This is a genomic window from Streptomyces venezuelae (assembly GCF_008642295.1).
Classification (GTDB): domain Bacteria; phylum Actinomycetota; class Actinomycetes; order Streptomycetales; family Streptomycetaceae; genus Streptomyces; species Streptomyces venezuelae_C.
Genome location: NZ_CP029190.1, coordinates 6347768 through 6372675 on the forward strand (window position 1 = coordinate 6347768; position 24908 = coordinate 6372675).

Annotated in this window: 2 protein-coding genes; both read left to right on the forward strand. The window is 75.2% G+C overall.

What is annotated here, in order from left to right; all coding sequences use genetic code 11:
* Positions 1 to 2: 2 nt before the first annotated feature.
* On the forward strand, positions 3 to 10415 hold the full coding sequence (locus tag DEJ50_RS28610) for an SDR family NAD(P)-dependent oxidoreductase (RefSeq protein WP_150210960.1): 10413 nt from the start codon (positions 3 to 5) through the stop codon (positions 10413 to 10415).
* Positions 10412 to 24907, forward strand: coding sequence for an SDR family NAD(P)-dependent oxidoreductase (locus DEJ50_RS35325; RefSeq protein WP_150210961.1), 14496 nt, complete (start codon positions 10412 to 10414; stop codon positions 24905 to 24907). The genes DEJ50_RS28610 and DEJ50_RS35325 overlap by 4 nt, the downstream gene beginning before the upstream one ends.
* Position 24908: the final 1 nt, after the last annotated feature.

Sequence of the window (24908 nt, forward strand, 5' to 3'; positions counted from 1 at the left end):
CCATGGCGGAGAACCGACGTTCTGCTGCTGTCGATCCCATCCTGGAACCGCTCGCCGGCCGCCGCGCGGCCACGAACGTGACCGCCGGTGACGAGGCCGTACGCGACCACCTCGTGCACTCCGTGCCGGTCCTCCCGGGGGTCTTCCTCCTCGACATGATCCTGCGGCTGGTCAAGCGCGCCGGGACCGACCCGGCCCGGGTGGAGCTCCGGCGCATCCTCTTCCTCGCCCCCGTCGTGGGCACCGACGCGGGACACCGCGTCGAGGTGCTGATCGGCGAAGCGGGCGCAGGTGCCGGGCTGCCCGTCACCGTGCGCAGCCGACCGGACGACGTGCCGGATGCCGGCTGGGTGGTCAACTGCCAGGCGGAGATCCACGGCCTGCGCCACCCCGCGGCCGGGAGCGTTCCGGCCGAGCGGCTCCAGGCGGGGGCGGCGCCCGGCCGCACCGTCGACGTGGACGACCTGTACGCGTTCGTACGGAGACTGGAGATCCTGCACCGGGGCTTCATGAAGGCGTCCGGCACCGTGCGGGTGGGCCGGGACCACGCGCTCGCCCGGATGCGGCTGGCGCCCGAAGCCGAGCCGTACACCGAGCACTTCCACGCCCACCCGGCGGTCCTGGACTTCGCCACGCTGGTGCCGCTCATGCTGTTCGGGCAGGAGCAGCGCACCGCAGCCGACCACGCGTTCATTCCCATCGCGATCGACTCCTTCCACGTGTCCGGCCCGATCGGGGCCGAGAACCTGGTGCACGTTCCGGGACCGGTCGGCGGGCGGCTGGACGCCGACCTGTTCCACGCGGACCTGGAGATCTGCGCGCCGGACGGCAGCGTGGCCGCGCGCCTCACCGGCTTCCGGGCCAAACGCGTCCGCTCGGCCGACCTGATCACCGCACCGCGGGCGGCCACACAGGTCCCTGTGGTGTCCGGGGCCCCGGCCGCGCCCACCGCCGCAGCGCGGCGTCCGGCGGGCGGCCCGTTCGAGGCGGTCACCGCGCTCGTGGCCGAGCGGCTGGGCCGCCCCGCGGACACCGTCGACCCGGAACTGGGCTTCTACGACCTCGGCCTGACGTCGGTGGATCTGCTGGCCATCGCCCGAGGCCTGGAGGACCGGCTCGGAACGGAGCTGTACCCGACCCTGCTCTTCGAGCACTCCACCGTCCGGGCGCTCGCCGACCACCTCGCCGGCCGTCCCGGCGACCAGGGCCACGGCGAAGCGGCATCCGGAGACCCGGAACGAGCCGGGAACACTGCGGACGCCGCGGAATCCCGGCATGCCACGGGGGAATCCCGGCACGCCACGCATGCCCTGCCGGCGTACTCCTCGCCGGTGGCCGCGACCGTCACGACGGCCCCGCCGGCCGACGCCGCAGGCCCCGGCGAGCCGCTCGCCATCGTCGGGCTCGCCGGGCGGTACCCGGGCGCGGGGACCCCCGACGAGCTGTGGCAGGTCCTGCTGGAAGGACGCGACTGCGTCACCGAGGTGCCCGCCGACCGCTGGGACCACAGCGCCTACTTCGACCCCCGGCGCGGCACCTCCGGGCGCACGTACGGCAAATGGGGAGCCTTCTGCGAGGGTGTCGCGGAGTTCGACGCCCCGTTCTTCCACCTGTCGTCCCGGCAGGCCGAGCTGATGGACCCCCACGAGCGGCTGTTCCTCCAGACGGCCTGGGCGGCACTGGAGGATGCCGGCCACTCCCCGGAGGGCCTCGCGGCCCAGACCGGCGGGGCTGTCGGCGTGTTCGCGGGGGCGATGTGGAACGACTACCAGCTCAACGGACTGGACCGGCTGCGCGAGGGCACGCCGGAGATCGCCGGCTCCTGGTCCTCCGCCCTGGCCAACCGTGTCTCGTACACCTTCGACTTCCAGGGCCCCAGCCTCACGGTGGACACCGCCTGCTCGGCCGCGCTGACCGCACTGCACCTGGCCGCGGAGAGCATCCGCCGCGGTGAGTGCCGGGCCGCGGTGGTCGGCGGTGTCAACCTCTCCCTCCACCCGTACAAGTACCTGCGGCTGGCGGAACTCGGCCTGCTCTCCTCCGACGGCCGATGCCGCCCCTTCGGCAAGGACGCCGACGGCTACGTCCCCGGTGAGGGGGTGGGCGCGGTGGTGATCCGTCCGCTCGCCGAGGCACTCGCGTCGGGGGACCACGTGTACGGCCTGATCCGCGGCTCCGCGCTGCGGCACAGCGGCCGCACCGGCGGATACTCCGTGCCCAGCCCCGAAGCGCAGGCGAGGGTGGTGTCCGCGGCGCTCGCCGACGCCGGGGTGCCGGCCCGGACCGTCACACTCCTGGAAGCCCACGCGTCGGGAACCGCCCTCGGCGACCAGATCGAGATCGAGGCGCTCACCTCGGTGTACGGGCAGGGCACCGGCGACCGCGGATTCTGTGCCGTCGGCTCCGTGAAGACCGGCATCGGCCACCTGGAGGCCGCCGCGGGCATCGCCGGCCTCACCAAGCTGCTGCTGTGCCTGCGCCACCGCACCATCCCGGCGGCGCGCGACACCGGGCCGCTCAACCCCGCGATCCGGTTCGAGGAAACCCCCTTCCGCCTGCCCGCGGCCACCGAGCCGTGGCAGGCGCAGACCGACCCCGAGACGGGCCTGCCGCTCCCGCGCCGGGCCGCGCTCAGCGCGTTCGGCGCCGGGGGCGCGGGCGTCCACCTGATCGTCGAGGAGTACGCCGGGGACCACCCGGTCGCGGCCACGCATGCGGGCCCTTGGGCCGTCCCCCTGTCGGCCCGTACCGAGGACCAGCTGCGCGAGACGGCCGGCCGGCTCGCCCGGCACCTGCGGGAGCACCCCGCACTGGCCCTCGCGGACGTGGCCCACACCCTGCGGACCGGGCGCCGGCCGATGACGCACCGGCTTGCCGTGACCGCCGAATCGACCCGCGAACTGGCCGAGGCACTGGAGGAGTTCGCCGCCGGCCGCACCCCCCGGACGGCATGGCACCAGGGACTGGTGCACCAGGCCGGAGCCCCCGTGGGCGCGGCGGGCGTGGACGCTGCCGGGCTGTCGCAGGAGGTGCTGGCCGCGCAGTGGACCTCGGGCACCCTGCGGACCTGGCCCGCGGTCCGCGGAGCCCGCCGGGCGGCGCTGCCGACGTACCCGTTCTCCCGGGAACGCCACTGGCTGGACGGGCAGGACAGCACGCCGTCCCCGTCCCCGGCTCGGCCCGTCGCCCAGACCCTGCTCTACGTCGCGCGCCGGTTCGAAGCCCGTTCGGAGGCCGTGGCTCCCGCGACCCCCGACGTCGTCGTCGCCTTCGACACCGACGCGGAGCGGATCGCCGAACTGCGCGTCCGCTGCCGTCGCGTCGTCCAGGTCAGGCCCGGCGCCGCGTACGCCCGCCTGGACCCCGATCTGTACGAGATCTCGCCCGGAGAGGCCGAGCACCACCGGATGCTCGCGGAGGCCCTGCGGGAGGAGACCGTGACGCCGGCCGCACTGCTCCACCTGTGGGGGCTGCGAACGGCCGGGCACGCCGCTGCCGACGACACCGCCGGCCTGGTGTCCGCGTTCCTGCTGTGCCGGGCGTGGGCCCCGGGTCTGACCGGGCGGCTGCCGGTCGTGTACGCGTACGCGGACGACCACGGCGACGCGGAGACGCCGGGTCACGCCGCCGTCGGCGGGCTCGCCCGCAGCGTACGGCTCGAACAGCCCGCACTCGCCCTGACCACCGTCCGCTTCGACACGGGCGGGGCACCGGTGACAGCGCTGCTCGCGGAGGCGCGTGCGGCCTCGGACGACTCCGCCGCCCCGGTGACGGAAGTCCGGTACCAGGGCGGAAAGCGGACGCGGCGCGTCTTCCGGCCGCTCGACCCGGCGGCTGCCGACGCCGTGCCGCCGGTACCGCTGGTGCGCCCCGGCGGCCACTACCTGATCAGCGGCGGGGCGGGCGGGCTCGGCAGGCACACCGCGCGCCTGCTCGCCTCCCGGGGCGCGGGTGCGGTCGTACTGCTGGGCCGCTCGGCCCGGGGTCCGGTGGCCGACGCTGCCGTGGCCGGGCTGGAGGCCGCCGGCACCCGGGCGGCGTACCTGCGCGCCGACGTCACGGACCTGACCGCCACCGAGCGGGCCGTCGCCGAGACGACGCGGCGCTTCGGCCCGCTCACGGGAGTCGTCCACGCCGCGGGCGTGGTCGAGGATGCCCTGCTGCTCGGCAAGGACCGGGCGGCCCTGGAACGCGTACTGGCCCCCAAGGCACGCGGCGCGGTCTGCCTCGACCGGGCGACCCGGGACGCGGAACTCGACTACCTGCTCCTGTACTCGTCCGTGGCTTCCGTTCTGGGCAACGCCGGTGCGACGGACTACGCCGCCGCCAACCGCTTCCTGGACTCCTTCGCCACATGGCGGGAGGAGCGCCGGCAGGCCGGCGAGCGGCACGGCCGCACGCTGTCCGTGAACTGGCCGCTCTGGCGCGACGGCGGCATGCGGCTCGATCCCGAAGCCCAGGACCTGGTCCTCGGCCGGCTCGGCGCCGAGCCGCTGCCCACGGCGGACGCGCTGACCGCCCTCGAAGCGGCGTGGGGTTCCGGCGAGACCCAGGTCGTCGTGCTGCACGGCGATCGCACCAGGCTGGAACGCCATCTCGACCTCACGGAGCAGGCTGCCGCACCCGCCTCCCACCCTGCGCATCCGGCCGCCACACCCGCCCCCGGCTCCGCGGAGACGGTCACCACGCCGGTCCCCGACCACGGGGACCTGGCGGCGCGCGCCGCCGGCTGGATCGCGGGCACGGTACGGGAGCTGCTGGGCGTGGACGGGCCGGTCCACGGAGCGGGCTTCATGGAACTCGGCCTGACCTCCGTCCAACTCGTCGAACTCGTGCGGCGGATCGGAGACCGGTTCGCCGTCGAGCTCCCCGCGACCGCGGTCTTCCTGCACCCGGACGTCGAAAGCCTGGCCGACCACCTGGCAGCAGGCCACCGGGAAGCGCTCGCCGCCGCCCTCGCCCCGGCCGCCCCCCGGTCCGAGGCCACGCCCGAGACCGCGCCCGAGACCGCGGCCGGTCCGGCGGCCTTCGTCCCCGACGCGGCCCCGGCCGTCCCCGCCCCGGAACCCCAGGCGGCACCGGGCACCGGCCACCGCACTCCGGCGGACGAACCGATCGCGGTCATCGGCATGGCGGGACGTTTCCCCGCCTCGCCCGGATCCCACGGCACGACCGGCCTCTGGGCCGACCTCCTCGCCGGACGGGACCTGATCACACCGGTACCCGCGGACCGCTGGGACCACCGGCTCCACCACGACCCCACGGGGGCGCGGCCCGACGGCACGGACTGCGGTCACGGGGCCTTCCTCGACGACGTGCGGCGGTTCGACGCGGCCTTCTTCGGTGTGCACCGGGCCCAGGCCGAGGGCATGGACCCGCAGGCCCGCCTGCTGCTCGAAGTCCTGTACGAGGCGGCCGAGGACGCCGGCGCGGCCGGAAGGCTGCGCGGCTCGGCGACCGGGACCTTCATCGGCCGGTGCTTCAGCGACTACGAGGACGAGATGACCTCCCGCGGGCGGCGGATGGGCGCGCACGAGGTGACCGGCACCTCGGTGTCCATGGCGGCGAACCTGCCCAGCCATGTACTCGACCTCACCGGGCCCAGCATGGTCGTGGACACCGCCTGCTCCTCCTCCCTGTACGCCCTGCACCTCGCCGTGGAGGCGCTGCGGCGAGGGGACTGCCCCATGGCCTTCGCGGCAGGTACCAACCTGATCCTCGGCCCGGAGCACTACCTGCGCAGTTCCGCCCTGGGGGCGTTGTCCCCCTCGGGCCGCTGCCACACCTTCGACGCACGCGCGGACGGATACGTGCCCGGCGAGGCGGTGGCCGCCGTACTCCTCAAACCCCTGTCCGCCGCGCTCGCCGACGGTGACCCGGTCCAGGCCGTGATCAGGTCCGTTGCCGTCAGCCACGGCGGCCGGGCCGCCTCCGTCACCGCCCCCCACCCGGGCCGGCAGACCGAACTGCTGCTGCGTGTCTGGGAGCAGGCGGGCATCGACCCGGAGACCCTGACCTACCTGGAGGCGCACGGCACCGGGACGGCACTCGGCGACCCCGTCGAGGTGGAAGCCGTGACGGCGGCCTTCCGGGCGCACACCACCCGCACGGGTTTCTGCGCCGTAGGCTCCGCCAAGGCGCACCTCGGTCACACGGAGGGCGCCGCCGGCCTGGTCGGCGTGATCAAGACGGTGCTTTCGATGCGGCACGGCGTCCTCCCCGCCATGCCGGACTTCCGTACCCCCAACCCGCACTGCGCCTTCGAGGGCAGCGCCCTCGTCCTCAACGACCGGACGGTTCCCTGGCACACACCCTCCGGCGTGCCGCGCCGGGCGGGTGTCAGCTCCTTCGGCTTCGGCGGTGCGTACGCCCATGCCGTCCTGGAGGAGGCGCCCGCGACCGTCGGCGCCGCCCGCGTGCCCGGTCCGTACGTCTTCCCGTTCTCCGCCCGTGACGAGGACGCACTGCGCCGCCTCGTCGCCCGCCACCGTGCGTTCCTGGAGGGGCAGCCGGACCTCCGGCCCGACGAGGTCTCGGCGACGCTGTGCCGGGGCCGCGAGGCGATGGCCGCGCGCCTCGCCGTGGTGGTCGGATCCCTCCCCGAACTGCTGGACCGCCTGGACGAGTTCCTCGCGGGCACGTCGCAAGCGGCCGACGTGCCGGGCGCGGACCGCCACCCGCAGGCCGGGGCGGTACGCCGCTGGGCCGCCGGCGAGGACGTGGAACTGCCCGTACCGGACCGGCGGCTGCGCCGCCTGCCGCTGCCGGGCTACCCGTTCGGCGGTGAGCGGTACTGGTTCGAGGACACCACGGCCGCCGGGCCGGAACCGGGACCGCGGCCGCGGACCGGGCGGCCGTCGGGCGCAGAGTTCCCCGAGCCGCCCACCCGAGCCGGCCGGGCGGCCGAGGAGGTGGCCCGGTTCGTGGCCGGCACCGGCTTCGCCGGACGCCGGGCCCGCTCCGGCATGGACCGGCTGGACGAACTGCTGCGGCGCTGGTGCCGCCACCTGCTGGGCGAGAGCTCCGCGGCGCAGTTGCGGGCCCGCCTCGCCGACGAGCAGCGGTACGGCCGCCTCGCCGACGCGCTGGCCCTGGTGATCGCCAGGACCCAGGGACGGCACGCGGGGTCCCCGGCCGGCGAACAGAGCTGGCTCGACGGGGAGGCGGCGGCCCTGGCCTTGGAACACCCGGAACTCACCCCCTGGCTTGACCTCGTCAAGGCGTGCATGCCCCGCCTGCCCGAGGTGCTCGCCGGTTCGGCCGACGCGCTGGAGGTGTTCTTCTCGCCGGACCACCCCGATCTGCTGCTGCGGATCTACGACGGCAACGCCGTGGCCGACCACCACAACGAGATCGTCGCCCGTGCCGTGGCCGCACTCGTGCGCGCGGCCCGGGAACGTGCACCCGGCCGCCCCGTACGCCTGCTGGAGATCGGCGGCGGAACCGGCGGTACCACCCGCCGGGTGCTCGATGTCCTGGCCGAGCACGGCGACGCCGTGCACTACACCTTCACCGACGTCTCCCCGGCCTTCCTGCCGGCCGCCCGGACCCGCTTCGGGAAGAGCCCGGTGCACTTCGAGTGCCGGGTGCTCGACCTGGACGCCGACCCCGAGTCCCAGGGCTTCGTCCCCGGCAGCGCCGACGTGGTCATCGCCGCCAACTCGGTTCACGCCACCCGCACCATGGCGGACAGCCTGGCCCGGATCCGGCGGCTGCTCGCACCCGGCGGAGCGCTGGTCCTGGAAGAACTGGTGCGCAACCGCGACTGCATGACACCGATGATCGGCCCGCTGCCGGGCTACTGGTCGAGCACCGACCCGGACGTGAGGCTGCCGCACTCGCCGTTCCTGGACGTGGCCGGGTGGCGCACGGCCCTCGGTGAGCAGGGCTTCCCGTACACCTGGGCGTTCGGCGCAGCCGACCTGGCGGAGGCGGAGTTCGACAACGCGGTCCTGATCGGTTGCGTACCCGAGGACGTGACCGTCCCCGTGCCCGCGCCCGTACTGCCGGCATCCGCTGTCCCTGCGCCGGCCGCAGAAGCCGCCGCATCCGCCGGAGCCGTGCCGGACACGGCGGCGGAGCCGGACGCGACCGAGATCCGCGAGCGGCTCCGCGGGGTCTTCGCCCGGTTCTTCGGGGTGGCGGAGGAAGCGGTCGACCCGCAGGCATCGTTCGACACGCTCGGGATGGACTCACTGAGCGCGATCCAGCTCGTACGCGGTCTGGAGGCCGATTTCGGCAAACTGCCCAAGGTCCTGCTGTACGAGCAGCCGACCATCGCCGCCCTGGCGGAGTACCTGGCAGCCCATGCCCCGGCGCGGTTCGCCGCCCCGGCCGCGCCCGTGCCGGACACGGCCGGCTCGGCCCCCGCCTCGCCCGCGCCCGTGACGGCCACCGCGCCCGTGACGGCCACCGCGCCCCCGGTCCTGCCGGCGCCCCCGATCCTGCCGGCGTCCCCCGGCCGGGGCACGCCGGACGACGACCCCGTCGCGATCGTGGGCATGGCCGGCCGCTACGCCAAGTCGCCGGACCTCACCGCCTGGTGGCGCAACCTGCGCGACGGCGTCCACCTGGTCACCGAGATTCCCGAGGACCGGTTCGACTGGCGTGAGGTGTTCGGCGATCCGTACCGCAGCCCGGGCAAGGTGAACAGCCGCTGGGGCTCCTTCATCGACGGTGTGGACCGGTTCGACGCGCAGTTCTTCGGCATGACGCCGCTGGAGGCGGAGCTCATGGACCCCCAGCAGCGGATCATGCTGGAGACCGCCTGGCAGGCGGTCGAGGACTCCGGCCACCGCCCCGGCGCACTCCGGGGCAGCCGGACCGGCGTCTTCATCGGAGCCACGTCGCGCGACTACGACTGGCAGCTGCACCGTGCCGGGCGTCACCGTGAGGGCCATGTGGTCAGTGGCAACGGCCACTGCCTGATCGCCAACCGGATCTCGTACCAGCTGGACCTGCGCGGCCCGAGCGAGGCCGTGGACACCGCCTGCTCCAGCTCGCTCACCGCGCTTCACCGTGCCGTCCGGGCCATCCGTACCGGCGAGTGCGACGCGGCGCTGGCGGGCGGCGTCCACCTCTTCCTGACCCCCGATCTGTTCGTGGCGCTGGGCCAGCTGGGGATCATGTCGCCCGACGGGCGGTGCGCGGCCTTCGACCGGAAGGCCAACGGCATGGTGCGCGGGGAGGGAGCCGCTGCGGTCCTGCTCAAACCGCTCTCCCGGGCCCTGGCCGACGGGGACACCGTCTACGCGCTCGTCCGTGGCAGCGGGGTCTCGCACGGCGGGGGCGGTCACATGGACTCGCTGATGATGCCCAACCCGTCCGCGCAGGCCGAGCTGATCGCCTCCGTCTACCGGGAGGCCGGGGTGGACCCGCGTACGATCGGCTACATCGAGGCCCACGGCACCGGCACCGAGGTCGGCGACCCGATCGAACTGCGCGGGCTGCGCAAGGCGTTCGCGACGCTGACCGGCCGGTCCGAGAACGAGCCCGTCAGCCCCTGGTGCGCACTCGGCACGGTCAAGTCCAACGTGGGACACACGGAGGCCGCCGCAGGCCTGACCGGCGTGGTGAAGACCGTCCTCGCGCTGCGGCACGGCATGCTTCCGCCGACCCTGCACTTCTCCGAGCCCAACCCCCTGCTGGAGATCGAGGACAGCCCGTTCCGGGTGGTGGACCGGCTCACGCCGTGGCCCTCCTCCGGATCCCCCCGGCGGGCCGGGGTGAGCGCCTTCGGACTGGGCGGCACCAATGCCCATGTCCTGCTGGAGGAGTACGCGCAGACCACCGACGGCACCGCGGAGCCGGACGGCCCCCGGCCCGAGGTGATCCCGCTGTCCGCCCGGACCCCGGAGCGGCTGCGCGCCCAAGTACACCGGCTCCATGCCTTCCTGACCGGGCAGAGCGCCGTGGCGGCGCCACCGGTGCCGCTGGCGGACCTCGGGCACACGCTGCGCGAGGGCCGGGACGCGATGGAGTACCGGCTCGCGCTGGTGGCGACCAGCACCGACGAGGTGGTCCGGCTGCTGCGGGCCGAGCTCGACGGGACACCCGACCCGAGCCTCGTGACCGGCACCGCGGGATCCGCCCGGGCCGATGTCCGGGAGGAGCCGGCAGCCGATCCGTATGCCGCCGCGCGGGCCTGGGTGGCCGGCGGGCCGCACTGGCGGCCCCGGCCTGGCGGCCGGACCCCACGCCGGATCCCCCTGCCCGCCTATCCCTTCGCTCCGCAGCGGTACTGGGCGGAGCCGACGGAGCAGATCCGGCCGGCGGAGCCGACAGGGCAGTTCCGGCCGGCGGAGCCGGACGTACCGGTCCCCGCCCCCGCGGCCCTGCCGGAGCTGCTGCAGGCGCTCACCGACGGCCGCATGTCAGTCGAACAGGTCGAACAGTCCATGGAAGGTGTGTTGTGAACCCGAAGGTGTCCAGGCGGCAGATCCTGGAGCAGGTGCGACGCGGTGAACTCTCGGTCGCGGATGCGACCGCCCTGCTCGGCGGTCCTGCGGCAGGGCGCCCGTCCGGCGGGGACGACGTGGTCTGCTTCCGGCCGGTCTGGGAATACGGCGGCGAGGTGCGGCCTGCACCGGTCGCCGCCTCCCGCGCCCTGGTGATCCTCGACTGCGCCGCGCAGCCGGAGGCTCCCGGCGTCGCCGCCCCGACGGGCGCGATCACCGTACATGCCGTCCGGGGCGGCGGGTGGGTCCGGCAGAGCGACACCCGTTTCCGCGTCGGCGTCGACGCGGACTCCGGCTTCACCCGGCTGTGGGAGGAGCTCACCGCACAAGGACGCATGCCCGAGCGCGTGGTCGTCGTCACCGAGGCGGCTCCCGAGCACTGCCTGGACGTGGCGTACCCGCTGGTCCGCGCCCTGATCCGGCACCCGCACCCGGACCGCCCGGAGGTGGTCTTCCTGCCGGTGGGGGCCCACGCCGCCCAGTCCGGGGACGCGCTCGGCGGGTTCTGCGCGGTAGCCGTCCGGGAGGACAGCCGGCTGCACGCCGTCTGCGTCACCACCGGGTACGCCGATCCGGACCCCGTGGGCCGGGCTCTCGCCGAACCGGCGCAGGCCGCGCCCGGGTCGGCCCAGGTGCGGTACGACAACGAGGGCCGCCGGATGCGCACCCTGGTCCCGGTGGAGCTCCCGCAGGACGCCGGCTCCGCCGTGGCCTGGCTGCCCGACCGGGGCGTCTACCTGCTCACCGGAGGAGCCGGCGGTATCGGCCTGCGGATCGCCGAGCTGCTCGCCCGGCAGTCGCGGGCGCGGCTGGTCCTGATGGGGCGCTCAGCCCTGGACGCCTCCCGCCGGGAGGCCCTCGCCCGGATCGAGGCAGCCGGCGGGCGGGTCACATACGCCCAGGGCGACGTGACCCGCCGCGAGGACGTGGCCTCGGCGGTCGCGCTTGCCCACGCCGCGTACGGGCCGCTGACCGGCGTACTGCACCTGGCCGGCGTCAACGAGGACGCGTACATCGTCAACAAGGCCCCCGCGGCCCACCACCGGGTCCTCGACCCGAAGATCGTCGGCGCCCGGCACCTCGACGAGGCCACGCGGCACGAGCCGCTGCGCTTCTTCGCCCTGTTCTCCTCCATGTCAGGCCATCTCGGCCACCCCGGCCAGAGCGACTACGCGGCTGCCGCACGTGCCCTCGGCGGCTTCGCCGCCCACCGCGCCTCCCAGGTCGAGGCGGGGGAGCGGCGGGGCGCCACGGTGAGCCTGGGATGGCCGCTCTGGGAGGGCGGCGGTATGACCCTCAGCGAGAACGACCGGCTGGCCACCGAGGAGTTGCAGGGGATGACGGCCATGCCGGCGGAGACCGGACTGGCCGTCCTGACCGCCGCCGTACGCTCCGGGCTGCCGGAACTCGTGGTGGTGCACGGCCGCGCGGCGAGGATCCGCGCCTTCGCCGCGGGCCGGACCGGCCCCGGCGGGCCGGGCCGGCCCGCGGGAGATCCCGGCACCCCCGCGGACGCGTTTGACGCAGCCGCCCGGCCCCGTACCGAAGCGGCGGGCGGCGCGATCACCGAGGCGGCCCAGGCCTTCCTGGTGGATCTGGTCGCGAAGCTGGCCGGGATCCCCGCCGGACAGCTCCGGCCCGACCAGGAGTTCTCCGCCCTCGGTATCGACTCCGTGATGATCAAGAGGCTCTCCGTCGCGCTGGAGGACCGGTTCGGACCGCTGCCGGTGACCCTGCTCTTCGAGCACCGGTCGGTTGCCGAACTCGCCCGGCACCTCGCCGAACACCACCCCGAGGCCCTGCGCGAGCCCACGGCGGACCGGGCCGGCGAGCGGCGGGAGGCGCCTCGCCGCCAGACGCCGGAGCCGGTCGCCGCACCGGCCACCGCCCCGGTCGAGGCGCAGCCGGAGGACGCCATCGCGATCGTCGGCATCGCCGGCCGCTACCCCGGTGCCGCCGATCCCGACGCCCTGTGGCAGGCCCTGGTCGAAGGCCGCGACTGCACCGGGGAGATCCCCGCCGACCGCTGGGACAAGGACCGCTGGTTCGACTCCGGGGACCGGCGCCCCGGAACCAGCTACGGGCGCTGGGGCGGCTTCCTGTCCGATGTCACCCGCTTCGACTCGCTGTTCTTCGGGGTGTCGCCCCGCGAGGCCGTGCGGATGGACCCGGCCGAGCGGCTGTTCCTGGAAGTGGCATGGTCGGCCATCGAGGACGCCGGGTACACGCGCGCCCGGCTGCACCGGCACACCCGCACCGAGGAGGGCCACGCCCTGGGCGTGTTCGTCGGTACGACGGGCATGGCCTACGAACTCGTGGCGGCCGAGGAGTGGGGGAAGGGCAACCCCGTCTCCGCGTACTCCATGGAGTTCTCCCTGGCCAACCGGCTGTCGTACTTCCTGGACGCCCACGGCCCCAGCCTGGTCGTCGACACGGCCTGCTCCGCATCGCTGACGGCTCTGCACCTGGCGTGCGAGAGCCTGCGCCGCGGCGAATGCCGGATGGCGGTGGCCGGCGGCGCCTACCTGAACCTGCACCCGATGAAGTTCGCCATGCTCTCCGAGCAGCGGATGATCTCCCCCGACGGGGTCGGCCGGGCCTTCGGCGAAGGCGGCAACGGGTTCGTGCCGGGAGAAGGCGTCGGAGCGGTTCTGCTCAAGCCGCTCGGCGCCGCGCTCGCCGACGGCGACCACGTGCACGCCGTGATCCGCTCCACCGCCGTCAGCCACGGCGGCAGGACCAACGGCTACACCGTGCCCTCGCCGAAGAGCCACGCCTCGGTCATCCGGACCGCCCTGCGCCGGGCCGGCGTGGACGCCCGCACCATCGGCTACGTCGAGGCGCACGGCACCGGCACCGAGCTCGGCGACCCCATCGAGATCGACGGCCTGACCCGTGCGTTCGGTGACCGCAGCGACGACCACCGGCACTGCGCCCTCGGCTCGGTGAAGAGCAACATCGGCCACGCGGAGGCCGCGGCCGGGATCGCCGGCCTGACCAAGGTGGTCCTCCAGCTGCGCCACCGCACCCTGGTTCCGACCCTGCACTCCGAACCGGCCAATTCCAGGATCGACTTCGCCTCGTCCCCGTTCCGGCTCCAGCGCGCGGTCGAGCCCTGGCGGCCCACCTCGGCCGGCCTCCCCCTGCGGGCGGCGCTCAGCTCCTTCGGCGCGGGCGGTGCCAACGCCCACCTGATCGTCGAGGAGTTCACCGGCGCGCCGCACCACCGGGACACCGGCGGCGGGCACGGCTCGGCCCCGGCCGAGGACTCCGGACACCTGATCCTGCTCTCCGCTCGGACGGAGGAGCGGCTGGCCGCGATGGCCGACCGCCTCGCCCGGCACGACGGCGCCGGGCTCCGTGACATCGCCCACACCCTCCAGGTGGGGCGTGAACACCTTGAGCACCGGCTCGCCCTGATCGTCCGCGACCGCGGCGAACTGCGGGAGCGGCTGGCCCGGTTCGCCGGCACCGGCGCCGCCGAAGGGGTGCTCACCGGTCGCGCCGCCCCGGACGCGGCGCTCCGCACCGACGACGGTCCCGAGCGGACCCGGTCACTGTTCGCCGCCCGCCGCTGGCGGGAGCTGGCCGAACTGTGGGTGACGGGCGCGGAGATCGACTGGGACGACGCCCACCGGGCCGCCCCGGCCGCCGGTCCCGCCCCCCACGTCGTACCGCTGCCCGGCTATCCCTTCTCCGGGCCGTCCCACTGGCCCGCCACGCTCCCCGCGGCACTCCCCGCGGCACTCGACGCGGCCCCCACCGCGGCCCGCACGGCCGCTCCGGGACCGGTCGCAGCCCTGGGCCCCCACACCTCCACGGCCGGCACGGCCTCCTTTCCCGTACTGCTCGGGACCCGCGACCGGGTCGCGGCCGACCACCTCGTCGCCGGCCGGCCCGTGCTGGCCGGAGTCGCGCACCTCGAACTGGCCCGGGCCGCCGCCCACGCCCTGACCGGCCGCCAGGTCGTCGAACTCACCGGCGTCCAATGGCGCGTCCCGCTGGTCCTGGACGGGACCGGCGCCGCCGTCCGGGTGACCACCGCGGCGGACGCGGCCGACGTGGCGCTCGTCACCGACGGCCCCGAGGGCACCACCGTCCACTCGACCCTGACCGCCCGCCTGGACGGCGGTGCCGCACCGCGGCCCCGCCCCCTCGACCTGGCCGGGATCCGCGCCCGCTGCGCCGCCCCGCGGTCCGGGGAGACCTTCTACGAGCGGGCCGCGGCCGAGGGCCTCGCGTACGGCCCCTCCTACCGGCTCGTCCGCCGGCTGTGGAGCGGTGACGGCGAGGCCCTCGCGGAACTCGCGGAACAGCCCGCCGGGACGGCCGCCGGCTGGTGGCTGGAGCCCGGGGTGGCCGACGCCGCCCTGCACACCCTGCACGGGGCGGTGCCGGCCTGGGACCGTCCCGCGACCCTGCCCGCCTCCGTGGACCGGGTCCGGCTGCACGCGCCGACCGGTCCGGCCCGCTGGGCGTACGCGCGCCTGACCGCTGCGGACGCCGAACGGGGTTCCGTCCGCTGCGAGGTGACCCTGTGCGACGCCCAGGGGCAGCCGCTGGTGGAGTTCACCGGCTTCACCGCCGTCCGCGCCCCCGGTGCATCCCCCACGGCCCGGGTGCCGTACTACCGGCCCACCTGGCGGCTCACCCCGCTCGACGCCGCCCGCGTCGCCCGCGTCGCCCGCGGCCAGGACGGCCCGGTGCTGATCCTCACCACGGAGCACGACCACGGCCTCGGCGCGGCCCTCGCCGAGCGGCACGGCGGCCGCGCCCACCTCATCGACCTCACGGCCACCGCCGCCGACCGGGCCACCGCCTTCGCCGAGCTGCTGCGGAGTCATCCGGTGCCGGCCGCCGTCTACTTCCTGGGCGGCGTGGAGCAGCGCCGGTACACCCCCACCGACCTCGACCACCTGGAGGACGCGCAGAGCCAGGGCTGCCTCGCACTGTTCCACCTGGCACGCGCCCTGGCCGAGCACCGCCCCCGCGGCACCCGCCTGACCGTGCTGACCAGCGACGCCCAGCAGGTCGACGAGGACATGCCGCTCGCCCATCCGTTCGCCGCCTCGCTGCACGGCCTGACCCGTACCGTCGCCCGTGAACTCGCCTTCCTCGACACCGTCTGCATCGACCTGGCCGGCGAGGACCTGGCCCGGTGCGCCGAACTCGGCCGCTGGGAGGCGCTGCTGGACGCCATCGAGGCGGAACCGGCACTGACACCGTTCGCCGAGGTCGCCCTGCGCGAGGGCGCCCGTATGGTCAAGCGGCTGGAGCCGGCAGAGCCGGGCGAGCCGGTGCCGGGGACGCTCCCGTTGCGCGACGGAGGCCGCTACCTCCTGCTCGGCGGCGCCGGCGGCCTCGGGCAGGTGATCGCCGGACATCTGGCGCGAACGTACGGGGCCCGCCTGATGCTGGTCGGCAGGCGACCGGCCGATGCACTCCCGGAAGGTCTGCTCGCATCCCTGCGCGAGGCCGGGGCAGAGGTGGAGTACCACTGCGGCGACATCACCGACCCCGCGGCCGTGCGGGCCTGCGTGGCGTGGATGCGGCAGCGCTTCGGCGGCGTGGACGGTGTGATCCACACGGCCTTCCGGCTGGCCGACCGGACCCTTGCCCGGATGGACGAGAGCACGTTCCGGGCGGCCCTCGACCCCAAGGTGCGCGGCACGGTCGCCCTCTGCGACGCGCTGGGCAGCCAGCCGCTCGACTTCCTCGCCCTGTTCTCCTCCGCCATCGCCCACACCGGGAACCCCGGACAGGCCAACTACGCGGCGGGCTCCACCTTCCTCGCCGCGTACGGCCGCAGTCTCGCCGGCCGGCTGCACTGGCCGGTCACCGTCTTCGACTGGGGCTTCTGGGGGGACCAGGGCGCCGTCGCCACCGAGGAACACCGCAGGCGCCTGGCCGACTGGGGCATCCTGCCGCTGTCCGCCGCCGAAGGCGTCCGGGCGTTCCGCGCCTGCCTGGCGGCAGGGGCGGTCCAGCTCGCCCCGCTGAAGGCGGACGGCTCCCTCGCCGACGTGACACCGGTGGCCACCGACACCCTCCAGCGCGCCGAACCCGCCGTCCCCGCAGCCCCCGCCCGGGTACTGGCCCCCGTGCGGGCCGCGGTCCGCGAGGCCCAGGCCGCGTACGGCGAGCCGTACGCGCCGGACTACCTGGACGCGGTGGACGCGTACGGGCGCCGCAGGATACGTGAGGTCCTCGCCGTCCTGGACGGCCTCGCCGGTCCCGCCGGCCACGCACCGGCGGGGCCGTCCGGCACACCGGACACCCGGCAGCGGCTGTACGAGGCGCTGCTTGCCGCCGGGCGGTCCGGACCCGGGGCCGAGACGGCCGACGTCACCGCGCAACGGGCGGAACTGGTACGCCGCTTCCCGGAGTCCGTGCCGACCCTCGACCTGCTCGACGACTGCGCGGCCGCACTGCCCGACGTGCTCGCCGGCCGCCGACGGGGGCTGGACGTCCTCTTCCCCGGCGGCTCCGGCCACCGGATCGCGGCGCTGTACCACGAAGACCCGCGCACCCGGTACTTCAACACCCTGTGCGCCGCCGCCGTGACCGCCGCGGCCCGGCATCGGCTGGACGGCCGCCCCGCGGAGGCCGGCCCGCTGCGGATTCTGGAGATCGGCGCCGGCACCGGCGGCACCAGCCTGCCCGTGCTCGACGCACTCGGCGCGCTCGCGTCCACCGGCACGGGCCTCCGCTACGACTGCACCGACATCTCTCCCACCCTGGTCGCCGCCGGGCGCGAGGGCTTCGGCGCGGCCCGTCGCTTCGCCGAGTTCAAGGTGCTCGACATATCCGGTGACCTCCGGGCCCAGGGCTTCGCGAACGAGCGGTACGACATCGTCCTGGCGACGAACGTGCTGCACGCGACGGCGGACATCCGGCGGACCCTCGCCAACGTGGCCGACCTGATGGCCCCGGGTGCCCTGCTGGTCCTGAACGAGGCCACCCGGGTCCTCGACAGCATCACGGCCGTCTTCGGGCTCACGGACGGCTGGTGGCTCGCCCGGGACCCGGAACTGCGGCTCCCGCACTCCCCGCTCGTCGGCCCCGGCACCTGGTCGGGTCTGCTGACCGAGGCCGGACTGAACGGGGTGAGCCGTCACGGAGTTCCCGGCCGGACGGCCGAGCAGGACGGACAGCAGCTGATCCTCGCGGAGCGCGGTGTGTGGCGCCGGGTCACGCCGGCCGACGGCGCGGGCCGGGCTCCGGCCGCCCGGAGCGCAGCCGCCGCCCACCCTGCCTCCGGGAGCACCGCCCCCTCCGACCAGGCCTCCGGGACCGCCGACGCGACGGCCCGCACGGCCGACGGCGCGACCCGCCCGGCCGTGGCACCGGCAGCCGGCGCACCTCCGGCCGGCCCGGAGACCGAGAGCCTGATCGCCAGGACCGCAGCGCACCTGACCGCCGTCTTCGCCGGCATTCTCAGGCTGCCGGAGCCGGAGATCGACCAGACGACGCCGCTGTCCGCGTACGGCGCGGACTCCCTCAGCACCATGGAGGCGGCCGAGCAACTGGAGCGCGTACTCGGTCCGGTGCCCAGGGAGGTCCTCTTCGCGGGGGACACCGTACGGGGCATCGCCGAGCAACTCGTCGAGCGAGGCGGTGCCACCCCCGCGGCGCTGCCGCCGAACGAGGCGGGCCCTGCGTCCGCTCCGGACCGGACGGCCACAGGTGCGGAGGCGGCTGCACCGGAACGGGCGACGGGACCGCGTGCGACCGTACCGGCGGAGGTGACCGAACCTGCGCGGGCGACCGGCCCGGCCCCCGAGCCGGGCCCGGCCGACCGTCCGGCCGGCCGTCCCGCCGGCTCCGCCGCACCCGCCGAGCCCATCGCCGTGGTCGGCGTGGCGGGCCGCTACCCCCAGGCCCGGGAGCTGGACACGTTCTGGGCGAACCTCCGCTCCGGGCGCCGTGCCGTCACGGACGTCCCGGAGGACCGCTGGCCGCTGGCCGAGCACCATGACCCCTCGGGCACCGACCCGGACCGCAGCTACCACCGATGGGGCGCGTTCCTCGACGACGTGGACCGCTTCGACCCGCTGCTCTTCCGGATCTCCCCCCGGGAGGCCGAAACCATGGACCCCGCCCAGCGGCTCGTCCTGGAGACCGCGTGGGAGGCTCTGGAGGACGCCGGCTGGCCGCCGTCCCGGCTGCGGTCCGCAGCCGCTCCCGGTATGCCCCGGGTCGGCGTGTTCGTCGGGGTGATGCACGCGCAGTACCAGCTGCTCGCCGCCGAGCAGTGGGGCCGGGGGCGCCGCCTGCGGGCCAACTCCTCCGGCTGGGCGATCGCCAACCGCGTCTCCCACTGCTTCGGCCTGACGGGACCCAGCATGGCGGTCGACACCGCGTGCTCGTCCTCGCTCACCGCCCTGCACCTGGCGGTGCGCAGCCTGCGGTCCGGCGAGTGCTCGGCGGCGCTGACGGGGGGCGTCAACCTCATCCTGCACCCCAGCCACCACCTCGATCTGTCCGCCGCCAGGATGCTCTCGCGCGACGGCCACGGCCGTGCCTTCGACACCGCGGCCGACGGCATGGTCACCGGTGAGGGCGCCGGCGTGGTCCTGCTCAAGAGGCTCTCCGACGCACTGCGCGACGGCGACCGGATCCACGCCTGCGTCCTCGGCACGGCCGTCAACGCCGACGGCCCGACGGACGGATTCGCCGTACCCGGCGTCGAGGCCCAGGTCGCCCTCATCCAGGAGGCATTGCGGGACGCCGGCGCGGACGCCGGCTCCGTGCAGTACGTGGAGGCCCAGGCCACCGGGTCCCCCGTCGGTGATCCCGTCGAGCTCGCCGCGCTGCGCCGCGCCTACGACGTGGGCGGCACCCGGCGCACCCTCACCATCGGCTCCCTCAAGCCCGGTATCGGCCACCTGGAGGCCGCCTCCGGCATGGCCCAGCTGACCAAGGTGCTGCTCCAGCTGCGCCATGACGCCCTGGCGCCCACCCTCGGCACCGACGGCCCGGCCACGGCCGACGGCTTCCGGGTCGTGCGGGAGCCTGCCGACTGGCGCCGTGAGCCGGGCGGTCCGCCCCGCAGAGCGGCAGTCAGTTCCTTCGGCGCGGGCGGGGCGAACGCCCATGTGATCCTGGAGGAGGCACCCCCGGCCGTCCGGCCCGCCCAGGAGGACTCGGCTCCGCAGCTGCTGGTGCTCTCCGCCCGCCGCCCCGACCGGCTGAAGGAACACGCCCGCCGCATGGCGGAGTTCCTGCACTCCGGGGCGGACCGGCTCCGCCTCGACGATGTCGCGTACACGCTCCAGACGGGCCGCGAGCCGCTCCCCGCCCGGCTGGCACTGGTGGCACACAGCGTCGGCGATGCCGCGGAGGCGCTCCGCGCATTCGCCCAGGGCGACGCTGCCGGCAGCGACCGGGTCCGGACCGGCACGGTGCCGCGCGCCCCGCACCCCGGACCGACCGCGCCGCCGGTGGAGCCGCAGGTGCCGGGTGAGGCAGGCCTGGCGGCCCTGGCCCGCGGCTGGACGGCAGGCGGCCAGGCCGACTGGCAGGCCCTGTGGGCCGGCCGTACGCCGCGCCTTGTCACGCTGCCGCACTACCCCTTCGCCCGCGACCGGTACTGGCTCGACGCCGAGCCGCCGGCCACCGGGCCCGCCGCGCCGGACACGGCGCCGTCCGACTACCCCGAGGAGTCTTACGTGACCCACCCGGACCCGGCCCCCGCGGCCGACGCAGCCGGGCCCGCCGCCGGCCGTCCGGCGGTGCCGGTCCCCGCGCGGGACGTACGGCCGGACATCGCCCGCACGGTGACCGAGGTGATCTGCGAGCTGCTGCACGTCAAGCCCTCCGACATCGACCTGGGCGACCACCTCAGCGACTTCGGCTTCGACTCGGTGACCATGGTCCACCTGGCCGACCGCCTGACCGCGGAGCTGGGCGTCCCGGTCAGCCCCGCCGTGCTCTACGGCTGCCCCGACGTCACCGCCCTGGTGAGGGAACTCGGCTCCGCGGCCGACCACACAACCCCCGCCCCCGCGACCGCCCCGGCCCCGTCCGCGCAGACGGCGCCTGCCCATGCGACCGGCCCGGCCCGGGCAGACACCCCGGCCCCTCTCGGCGACCCGGCCGACGTCCCGACCTCCGTCGAGACGGTGGCCCCGGTCGGCGCAACGGCCCCCGCGACGCCGGCGGCCCCGGCCCCGTCCGTATCCGTGACCCCGGCGCCGACCACGGCCCCCGCCGTCGCCGAGGCCCCCGTGCCCGCTGCGCGGACGGCCTCCGCACCGGCCTTCGCCCCCGCCGGAGGCGCCCCCGCCGAACCGGTCGCCGTCGTCGGCATGGCCGGAGCCTTCCCCGGCTCGCCCGACCTGGAGACGTACTGGCGCAACCTCGCCGAAGGCCGCGACCTGATCACCCGGGCCCCGGCCGACCGCTTCCAAGGCACGTCCGGCACCTCCGGCACGTCCGGCACCGCCGGATCCGCACCGTACTGGGGAGGATTCCTGGACGGCGTCGACCTGTTCGACGCCGGCTTCTTCCAGATCACCCCGCGCGAGGCGCGCGTGATGGACCCGCAGCACCGGCTGTTCCTCCAGACGGTGTGGTCGGCCGTGGAGGAGGCCGGCTATGACCCGGCCGCCCTCGCGGGCTCCTCGTGCGGCCTTTTCGTGGGCGTCGCCTCCTCCGAGTACGGCGAACTCGCCCGGGAGCGCGGAGCCGAGCTCGACGGGCAGCTCATGACCGGCAACGACCACAGCGTGCTGGCCAACCGGATCTCCTTCCTCCTCGACCTGCGCGGCCCGAGCGAGCCAGTCGACACGGCCTGCTCCAGCTCACTGGTCGCCCTCCACCGGGCGGTCCGGGCCATCCAGACCGGCGAGTGCGAGCTGGCGATCGCGGGCGGGGTCAACGTCATCCTCAGCCCCACCGGCTTCGAGGCGTTCGACCGCTCCGGCATGCTCGCGGCCGACGGTCGCTGCAAGTCCTTCGACCACCGGGCCGACGGCTACGTACGCGGCGAAGGCGTCGGCGCCCTCCTGCTCAAGCCGCTCAGCCGCGCGCGGGCCGACGGCGACCACATCCACGCCCTGATCACCGGGACCGCGACGAACCACGGTGGCCGGTCCGCCTCGCTCACCGCCCCCAACCCCGCCGCCCAGGCCGCTGTCATCGCCGCGGCACAGCAGCGGGCCGGAGTACGGCCGCAGGACATCGGCTACGTGGAGGCGCACGGTACGGGCACGGCCCTCGGTGATCCCATCGAGTTCACCGGCCTGCGTACCGCCTTCGGCGCCGGTGAACGCCCGGACGCGGCCACCCAGTTCTGCGGTCTGGGCAGCGTCAAGACCAACATCGGCCACCTGGAGACCGCCGCCGGCATTGCGGGCGTGATCAAGGTGATCCTCGGGCTTCGCCACCGGATGCTGCCACCGACCCTGCACCTGCAACAGGTCAACCCGCTGATCGAACTGGGCGGTTCGCCGTTCTACCTCGTGGGTCGGGCGCGGCGGTGGGACCGACCGTCCGGCACGGCCGGCCAGGCCGCCCGCAAGCCCCGCCGGGCAGGCGTCAGCTCGTTCGGGTTCGGCGGGATGAACGCCCACGTGATCGTCGAGGAGCCGCCGGCCCCCGCCGCCGCGCCCGCGGCGGCGGACGGACCCCAGCTCTTCGTCCTCAGCGCCCGTGACGAGGACCGGCTGCGTGCCTGCGCCCAGCGGTTGCTCGACCACCTGCGGCGGCTGGAGCGCGAGGGCACCCTGGCGCACGCCCGCCCCGCGGACACCGCGTACACCCTGCAGACCGGCCGCCCGGCGCTGCCCGTCCGCCTGGCCGCCGCAGCCGAGAGCCATGGTGAGCTGACCCGGCTCCTGCGCGCTCACCTCGACGGCACGTCCGACACCGCGCTGTGGACCGGGACGGTCACCACGCAGCCGGACACCGTCCGTCCCGACGCGGAGGAACTCGCCCACGCCGCCGAGCGGGCGCGGAGCGGTGATCCGGCCCGGCTGGCCGCCTTGTGGGTCCGGGGTGCCCGGCCCGACTGGGCTGCTCTGCACCAGGGCCGCCCGCGGTACCGGGTGTCGCTGCCGGGCTACCCGTTCGCCCCCGAGAGCCACTGGCTCCCGAAGCCGGCGAACCCCACTCCGGCACAGGACCCCGTGCAGGCCGCCCCGCGCGTCCGGGCCGTCACCATGTCCGTTCCCGACCTGCCGGTCACCACGCCCGCGCCCCGTCGCGCTCCGGATCCGACCGCCCCGGCCCCTGCACGAGCCACCGCCCCGGCGGCCCACGCGGTGACTCCGCGGACGGCCACCCCGGCTCCCGCCCCGCACTCCTCCGACAGCGACCCGCTGGCTGCGCTGCGGCGCCACGTGCGCGAGGCCGTCGCCGACGGCATCGGGATCAGCCCCGAACAGGTCGTACCCGCACGCGAGTTCTCGGCATACGGAGTCGACTCCATCGGAGCGATGCGGATCATGCAGCAGATCCAGGCCCGGTACGGTGACCACATCCCGATGGCGGCCATCCTGGAGCACCCCAGCGTCGACCGCCTGACCGCCCACCTGAACGAGAACTACGTCCTGCCGGACGTAGTGCCGGACGCAGTGCCGGGTGACGTCGCCGCAGCCCCTGCCCAGGCACGTCCCGAGACCGCCATCCGCCTGATCCCCTTCGGTGACGGTGGTGACGGTGGTGACGGCACCGGCGGGACACCCTCGTACTGCCTGTTCGGTGACACCGGAGAGCTGACCTGGCTCACCCACCTGCATGCCCGCCTCGCCGAGGACGGGCCGGTCTTCGGCCTGGAGGCGCCCGGCTTCGCGGAGGACGCGGATCCGGCCGGGGGCATCGCCGAACTGGGCGAGTGGTGCGCCGCCGTCATCGCCGGCCATCACACCGGTGGTCCGTGCCGCGTCATCGGCCACGGGCTGGCCGGCCTCGTCGCGGGGGAGACCGTACGCAACCTGGTGTCGCGCGGTGTGGAGGTGGCCGGACTGCTCCTCCTCGGCACTCCGGAGCCGGGTGACGACACTCTCCCGGCCGAACCCGTCGCCGTCTCGGTCGTCGAGGCCGCCTCACGGTTCGCCGCGGCCTGGGGCGCCGGACACCCCGTGACCGGCCTGCCCGACGGGGGTCTGGAGGAGCAGTTGGACGCGGCGGTGCGAGAGCTCGCGGACCGCGCCCCGATGTCCGCTCCCGACCTGCGTCGCTGGCTGCACACCGCCGTGCGCTGGCGGAGCGCCCTGGCCCGCGAGGCCGCGGCGTACCGGCCGCAGCCAGTGACGGGGGAGGTGCTGGTGATCCGTCCGGCCGAGCCGGCGGCCGGGGCGGGCGCCACCCGCGGCGACTTCGGCCGGTGGATCGCACCGCCGCCGGCGGTCCGCGAACTCGACTGCGCTGCCTGGGCGCTGACCGCGGCAGGCCCGTCCGCGCGGATCGCCGACCTGCTGGCCGGCAGCCCCGCCTCCTCCGCATCCGTCCCGTCGCCGTCCCCGTCCCCGTCCGCGGTGGCCGTGTCCCCCGTGGTGCCCATCAACCGGCACGGCAACGGGCGCCGGTCCGTCTGGGCGCACAACCTGTACGGCGAGGTCAGCTACGCCATCTACCTTTCCCGCCACCTCGGCATGCGCCAGCCCGTGATCGGCCTGGAACAGCTCGGCTCCGGTGCCGGGTCCGGCGACGCACGCCCGAAGGAGTACTCCTCCGTGGAGGACATGGCCGCGCACTACGTATCCGAGCTGCGTACCGGCTTTCCGTGCGAGCCCTACCTCCTCGGCGGCTGCTCCTTCGGCGGCGTCCTCGCGTACGAGATGGCCCGCCAGCTCCAGGCGCAGGGCGAGGAGGTCTCCCACCTCATCGCCATCGACCCGATCATGCCGGGCACCGAGGCGTGGGACAGCGTCGACTGGGGCACGGTGACCGCCGTCGAGGCCGAGGCCTTCTCCCTGGTGATGCTCGGCAACGCCATGTGTCAGCGCTGGGGTGTGAGCGAGCAGATCGGCCTCGACTCACTGACCGGCTTCGACCTCGACAAGCAACTGGACCTCGTGGCCCGGCACATCCACGAGCGTTCCCCGGCGCGGCCCGAGGAAGAGATGATCAAGCGGCAGATCCTGGTCCGCCACGAACTGATGCTCCGCAACGGCGACCTGCTCCAGGCTTACCGCCCGCGCCCCCTGCTCACGCCCGTGCCCACCACCCTCTTCCACGCGACGGAGGGCTTCCTGGCCGCGGGGAACACCAACGGCCTGCCGGCCGTGCCCCGGACCAGCACCGACACGTCGAACGGCTTCGCCGGCTTCGTCGGGGACCGGCTGGTGATCCACGAACTGCGGGCCGACCACCACACCATCGCGCACAACGAGAACCTGGCACGCATCGCACGGATGCTGACGCCCCTGCTGGACAGGAGCGGCTTCCCGGCCAGCCTCTTCCCCGCGTCGCTCTACCCCTCCAGCACGAACGGCAGCAGGTGAG